Genomic DNA, 6,492 nt, shown 5'->3' on the forward strand with positions numbered 1-6,492 from the left:
TGTTTGACTTAAGACTAACGACTATAGACTTAAGACTTAGAAAAAATGGCTGAAACCGGCTTTAAAAAGTGGATCATTACCATCACGGTTATCGTTGCCTCCTTATTGGAGCTGATTGATACCACGATAGTAAACGTATCCTTGCCCCAAATACAGGGTAACCTGGGCGCTACGCTGGAGGATATTGCCTGGGTAGTAACAGGCTATGCAGTAGCAAACGTAATTGTTCTCCCTATGTCGGGCTGGTTAGGCAGCCGCTTTGGGCGAAAACAATATTTTATAACCTCCATCATCGTATTTACCATTGCCTCGTTTTTATGTGGTAATGCAACCGGACTTGACGAGCTTGTAATATTCAGGATTTTGCAAGGCGTTGCTGGTGGTGGTTTAATATCCACCTCGCAGGCAATACTGGTTGAAACCTGGCCGCGCGAGCAAATAGGTACCGCTACAGCGCTGTTTGGTTTAGGTGCTGTGGTAGGCCCAACAGTGGGGCCAACCATAGGTGGCTACATTACTGACCATGCCACCTGGCGCTGGATATTTTATGTGAACATACCCGTAGGTGCTATTGCGGCATTTTGTGCATTCACTTTTATAAGGGAAACACCCAAAGATGCAAAGGGCAAGCCGGTTGACTGGTGGGGAATTATCCTGCTGGCTATAGCGGTGGGCAGCTTACAAACCGTGCTTGAAAAAGGCGAATCGGAAGATTGGTTTGCAAAGACATACATCCTGGTGCTTACAGTTACTGCCGTACTAGGTGTAATATTGTTTATATGGCGTGAAATGAGCATCGAATATCCGATAGTGAATTTCGGCATATTAAGACATCGAAGTTTCGCCGTAGGGATGTTTACATCGTTTATACTGGGGTTTGGGCTTTATGGCTCAGTGTTCGTGTTCCCGGTGTTTTGTCAGAATTTGCTGGGCTTTACCGCGCAGCAAACCGGTGAGCTGCTCTTCCCCGGTGGTTTGTGTACCATTGTGATGATGCCTTTTATCGGTAAGATGCTTAACAAGGGTATACCAGCGCAGTTTATGGCCACAGGGGGCATGTTTTTGTTCTTTGTGTTTACCACTATGCTCAGCAATTCAACACTTGCCACCGGACAGGCGGATGTATTGGTACCACTGCTGATACGTGGTGTTGGTATGGCCCTATTGTTTGTACCACTTACCACCCTTGCCATTGCCGACCTAAAGGGCCCTGAGTTGGGCCAGGGTACCGGTTTAAATAACATGATGCGTCAGTTGGGCGGTTCGTTTGGTATAGCAGTATTAACCACCATTATTCATATACGGTCGGGCTTTCACCGCAGTGTACTTATTGAGCATGTCAATCCTTATAACCCCGCGTTTACACAACGACTCAACCTTTATACCCAAAGCTTTATTGCAAAAGGCAAATCGGTGCTCGATGCTACTCAAATGGCTTACGCGGCAATTGAGGGCGCTATTACAAGGCAAACGTTGTTATTAACTTATGACGATGCTTACTGGATATCAGGCCTGGTGATGTTGTTTTCGATACCGCTGCTTTACTTGCAGCCATTTAAAAAAGCAGTGAAGTTGCCGGTGGATGCGCATTAAAGGGAGTCTGAAGTCGTTAGTCGGAAGTCCGACGTCTTAATGGACCAACGATTATATTGACCCTCTGCGACCTCTGTTGTGCCATGGTTAAAAACCATGTAAAAAGCAAAAAGCTGTTCATTTTACATGAACAGCTTTCCCCAAAAAACTACAATTAAAATTTTATTATCCCCCGGTAACAAATTATAAAGTCTGAAGCCAGGATTATTTAATCTAAGGTCTAAATGTACAATTATTTACCCCAAAAAAGCAAATATTATTGGCGATAGAAACGCGAATAATGAAAAATAAATGAAAATAGGCTTTGGGTAGCATCCATGACAGGCCCTGAGCCGCAACGCGAGGTCTAAATCCAGCGTCCTCCGGATTAATGCCATCCGCTTTTTTCAATTAAAAACATCATGCTGCCTGCAATAACGAACCAGCGCCGCGCGCTGTGCCGCCAGACCACTACGTAAAATACCCTGCTAAAATGCGCCGGCTACCCATAAACAGCAGGTGCAGATGTAGAGTAATCATCATTTAAAACACCCTGCGCCCCTTTTTTCACATAAAATAAACTTTTTTAAAAAACTGTTTGTGTAATAAAAAATGGTGCGTATATTTGCAACCCCGTCCAAAGGCTATCTTTGGACAACCGGAGTGGTAGTTCAGCTGGTTAGAATACATGCCTGTCACGCATGGGGTCGCGGGTTCGAGTCCCGTCCATTCCGCTGAAAACAATGTCAAAATTGACTAAAAGCCTGTAAATCATCGATTTACAGGCTTTTTTGTTTGCTCGAAAACACCAAATTATGCATGTTTTACCATATAAAAGGTGAGCAATTCGGTGAGCATATTTGAGGAAACAAGATGCTCACCAGAAACGCCATAAGTAACTGATTGGCAAGATGTTCAATGGCTGAACATCTTGTTTGCAAGTGATTAAATAAACAATTTTGTTTCACTATTTAATTCATTTGTAATGAGAACTAACATCAATTTGCTTTTTTATTTAAAGAAGCGCAACACCTACACAAGTGGCCCGGTTGCCATTTATTTGAGGTTTACTGTTGACGGCCGCCGTGCGGAAGCATCAACCGGAAAAGTTTGTGACCCTGTCCGTTGGAATACGCAAGCGGGGCGCGCCATTGGCACAAAAGAAGACATACGAACATTAAACGCTTACCTTGACACGCTGCATTCCCAGGCCCAGGAATTTCATCGCTGGATGACTGCAAATGATGAAATGGTTACTGCCGAAAGTTTAAAGAACCGATTTATCGGGAAAGTGGATAAGGTGCGAACACTTATAACCGTATTTGAAGATCATAATCAAAAAATGAAAAGCCTGGTAGGGCAGGAATTTGAGAAAAGCACCTTGCAGCGTTACGAAACCGCCTTGATGCACACAAAAGATTTTATGCAATGGCAACATAATGTTTCCGATATACCTATCACAAAAATCAACTTCGCTTTTCTAAACGATTTTGAATACTACTTGCGGAGTGTACGCAAGTGTGCCAATAATTCGGCTATCAAATACATTAAAAATTTAGGCAAGATTGTCCGTATTTGCTTAGGTAATGGCTGGCTTACAGTTGATCCCTACTTGAATTATAAACCTAAAACAAAGGCTGTTCACCGGGATGTGCTGACTAAAGAAGAATTAGACAGGCTTATCAAAAAGAAATTCGACATTGAGCGGCTGAATGTAGTTAGGGATGTATTTGTTTTTTGTTGTTATACAGGCCTGGCTTATGTTGATGTGCATAAATTAAAACGCTCCGAATTAGTTAAAGGCATTGATGGCGATCTGTGGATTTATACCAGCCGCAAAAAAACAGACACCTTATCAAGGATTCCGGTTTTGCCTGCCGCGCTGTCTGTTATTGAATCCTACAACGATCATCCGCAGTGTATAGCAGAAGATTCTTTGCTGCCAGTAATGAGCAACCAAAAGATGAATGCCTATCTAAAGGAAATTGCCGACCTCTGCAATATCAAAAAGCTTTTAACCTTCCACATCGCCCGGCATACATTTGCAACCACTGTAACGCTTAATAATGGCGTTCCGATTGAAAGTGTGGCTAAGATGATGGGGCATACGAGCATCAAGACCACGCAAATTTATGCTAAAGTTATGGATCATAAGATAAGTTCGGATATGCAGCTATTAAGAGGAAAGTTAGCGTTTAGCTAACCTGATGCAAATCAAATTTACGGCAGTAAATCATAAAAATTGCCGTAAATTTGAATCCCGCCAATTACTATTTACCGCTTCTTTGTCGGATGTGCAATGCTGTTAAACCGAAACGTTGCAGGGAAATGTATTACTACCAACCTGTCTGAATAAACCATCCCATATTTACCGCTTAAGCAACCAACAGCGCGAGCCGGGTAAATAGTCAAGGCCCTTTAGCTTTGCTTAGTGATTATTATCGAAACTATCTTGTTGACAAAGAATAAGGTGAACCAAGTCAAGGCCCAGGTTAATGACCTATGCTTCGTATTAGTCCTTTTCCAAGTCCTTTAGATTTTCTTTGTGATTGCTATTAAAACTATCTTGCTGACAAAGAATAGGGTGAACCAAGTCAAGGCCCAGGCTAAAGACCTATGGCCCGTATTAGTCCCTGTTCCGAGTCACAAGTCGATGTCAATGACAAGTTAGAATTTTAGACACCAGGTCTTATAAAGGTTTTAGTCTCAGCACATCACATTAATTTATTTAGTATGAAATACAAAGTATTTATCGGAATCGATGTATCAAAGCTTACTATTGATGCCCACCTGCACGGAATTGGTGCTTCCAAAACATTCAGTAACGAGGAAAAAGGATTTGCTTTATTTTTAAGTTGGGTAAAAAAGTATAGTAAACAATCGGAACCGGCGGAGATGATCATATGCTTCGAGCACACCGGTATGTATTCAATTAAACTTGCCACCTATCTAAATGATATTGGAATCCCATTCGCTATGCTTCCTGCGCTTCAGATCAAACAATCTTTAGGGATCAGAAGAGGAAAGAATGACCAGATCGATGCACAAAGAATCGCTGAATATGCTTGGCTACATCGCGAAACCATTCAGGCAACTCTATTACCAGCCAAAAGTATTCTCAAACTTCAGTCGCTGCTTACATTACGAAATCGCTTGGTATGTGATCGTGGAGGGTATGAAGCCACGTGGAAAGAACAGAAAAAGGCATTAAAAGGAAAAGAGCATAAGGGGATATTTCAAGTTTATAAAAGTCTGATAATGAACCTAACGGTTCAAGTTAAAAAGATTGAAGAACAAATAAAGGCGGTTATAGAAAGTGATGAAACAGTTAAATTAAACTATCAATTACTGACCAGTATTAAGTGTGTAGGACCTGTACTGGCCGCAAATATGATTGCTTATACGCACAATTTTACCCGTTTTGCTACCTGGCGAAAGTTCGCCTGCTATGTGGGAACTGCTCCTTTTGAACACCAGTCTGGCACTAGTATAAAAGGAAGAACACGAGTCAGTAGTTTATCCAACAAGCAGCTAAAAAAATTAATCCACATGGTGGCCATATGTGCTTGCGCATATAATCCAGAGATGAAAAGCTATTATAAAAGAAGGGTGAGCGAAGGGAAAAATAAGATGAGTACGCTAAATGTTATACGCAATAAGATCATTTCCAGAATGTTTGCTGTTGTCAATCGCGGCTCGGGCTATGTAGATCTGATGAAATATGCAGCTTAGGGCTTATCATCTTAACTCTTAAACAACTCCCCTTATTTTGGACGGGTTCTGTCAAGGGCAGCGAAGGGCGGGATTGTGCGACTGAGCTGTTTATACACCCTTGACAGGTTCCGGCCAAAATGAGAATTTTGTGTGGGGATAAGATGAATTTTAGTTCTACTAATTTTTTAGAATATTTTTCAGCGAATATAAATAATCGGGGTTTTGGTCCATAAATGGATGTCCAGCCCCTTTTAAAGTAATTAATTTATCCCCTGGTTTAAAAAAAGTTTCCAGTTTTAACGAAGAACCATAGTAAAACATTTTATCCTGGTCTCCATGGAAAATAATGACCGGGACTGTTGTTAGTTTAAGGAACTGATAGGTATCAAAATGAAATGCAATTTTGGTGGTATCGTATGAAGGTCTCAAATGATGCATTGCATCTGGCAGGCTATAATAAGGTGCTTGCAAGATTAGTTCTTTTGGATGATTTTTTGATGCTAAAAATGCGGCTGGCCCTGTCCCTATAGAATAACCTAATAATATGATCTTGTTTTCATTGTAAAAGGATTTAAGATAATTATATACTTCTTGCACATCGCTATACAATTCGTCTTCGTTTTTAATTGAATCTTCACTTTTACCATAACCTCTATAATCCATCATGAACAAATCATAATGGAGACTGGTGTATGTTTTAGATATATTTCCCCACTTATCTAATGCGCCTGTGTTACCATGGAGGTATAATATAACTCCTTTAGACGAGTCTGACGGGAACAGAATGCCATTTAGCCGTACGCTATCTTTTGTTATGATGGTGACTTCTTTAAATTTTACGGGGTAATTATAATTGTAGTTTTTGGGTAATTTTGCGCCGGGGAAAAAGAATTTTATTTGTTTTTGAGTCGGATCGGCCCGCGTTTGTGCATTTGAATTATGACTTATCAAAGCAAACGAGAGTAGCATAGAATATATTACTCCTTTCATAATAGATTTATTAATGGTCTGTATCATTTTTATCAATGTAATTATTTGTAAATGCGGTTAAATGAAAGATATGATAAAGAATTACTACCAAGATACAGTATCATTAACATCGTATTGATAATTTAACAGTCTTTAACTCTTTGCTTTAATTAGAAAATTACCTCGGACTGAATAAATATAATCATATAAATAAATTTGGTAAAGTCTTAGAATACG

At 40.4% G+C, this 6,492-nt stretch carries 4 protein-coding genes and 1 tRNA gene; 4 read left to right on the forward strand and 1 reads right to left on the reverse strand.

Features of this window, described 5'->3' with window-relative positions:
* Positions 1-45 precede the first annotated feature (45 nt).
* From Q0R52_RS07510 to Q0R52_RS07525, 4 genes are all read left to right on the forward strand, one after another.
* Positions 46-1,593, forward strand: a complete 1,548-nt coding sequence (locus Q0R52_RS07510; RefSeq protein ID WP_252793470.1) for a DHA2 family efflux MFS transporter permease subunit — start codon at positions 46-48, stop codon at positions 1,591-1,593.
* Between the two features lie 639 nt (positions 1,594-2,232).
* A tRNA-Asp gene (locus Q0R52_RS07515) sits at positions 2,233-2,306 on the forward strand.
* Between the two features lie 251 nt (positions 2,307-2,557).
* Positions 2,558-3,775, forward strand: a complete 1,218-nt coding sequence (locus Q0R52_RS07520) for a site-specific integrase (protein WP_295793584.1) — start codon at positions 2,558-2,560, stop codon at positions 3,773-3,775.
* 530 nt (positions 3,776-4,305) lie between these two features.
* Complete coding sequence (locus tag Q0R52_RS07525) at positions 4,306-5,304, forward strand: transposase (RefSeq protein WP_295793587.1); 999 nt, start codon at positions 4,306-4,308, stop codon at positions 5,302-5,304.
* A gap of 159 nt (positions 5,305-5,463) precedes the next feature.
* Here Q0R52_RS07525 and Q0R52_RS07530 read toward each other — a convergent pair whose 3' ends face one another.
* The gene (locus tag Q0R52_RS07530; protein WP_295793589.1) at positions 5,464-6,276 is read right to left on the reverse strand and encodes an alpha/beta fold hydrolase; all 813 of its coding nucleotides are present in this window, start codon (positions 6,274-6,276) and stop codon (positions 5,464-5,466) included.
* Positions 6,277-6,492 lie beyond the last annotated feature (216 nt).

The organism is Mucilaginibacter sp. (genome assembly GCF_025359345.1).
Taxonomy (GTDB): Bacteria; Bacteroidota; Bacteroidia; order Sphingobacteriales; family Sphingobacteriaceae; genus Mucilaginibacter.

What these genes read in the sequence shown, in the direction of transcription:
- Q0R52_RS07510 (WP_252793470.1), top strand. Translation starts at nt 46, where the DNA reads ATGGCTGAAACCGGCTTTAAAAAGTGGATCATTACCATCACGGTTATC.
- Q0R52_RS07520 (WP_295793584.1), top strand. Translation starts at nt 2,558, where the DNA reads ATGAGAACTAACATCAATTTGCTTTTTTATTTAAAGAAGCGCAACACC.
- Q0R52_RS07525 (WP_295793587.1), top strand. Translation starts at nt 4,306, where the DNA reads ATGAAATACAAAGTATTTATCGGAATCGATGTATCAAAGCTTACTATT.
- Q0R52_RS07530 (WP_295793589.1), bottom strand. Translation starts at nt 6,276, where the DNA reads ATGAAAGGAGTAATATATTCTATGCTACTCTCGTTTGCTTTGATAAGT.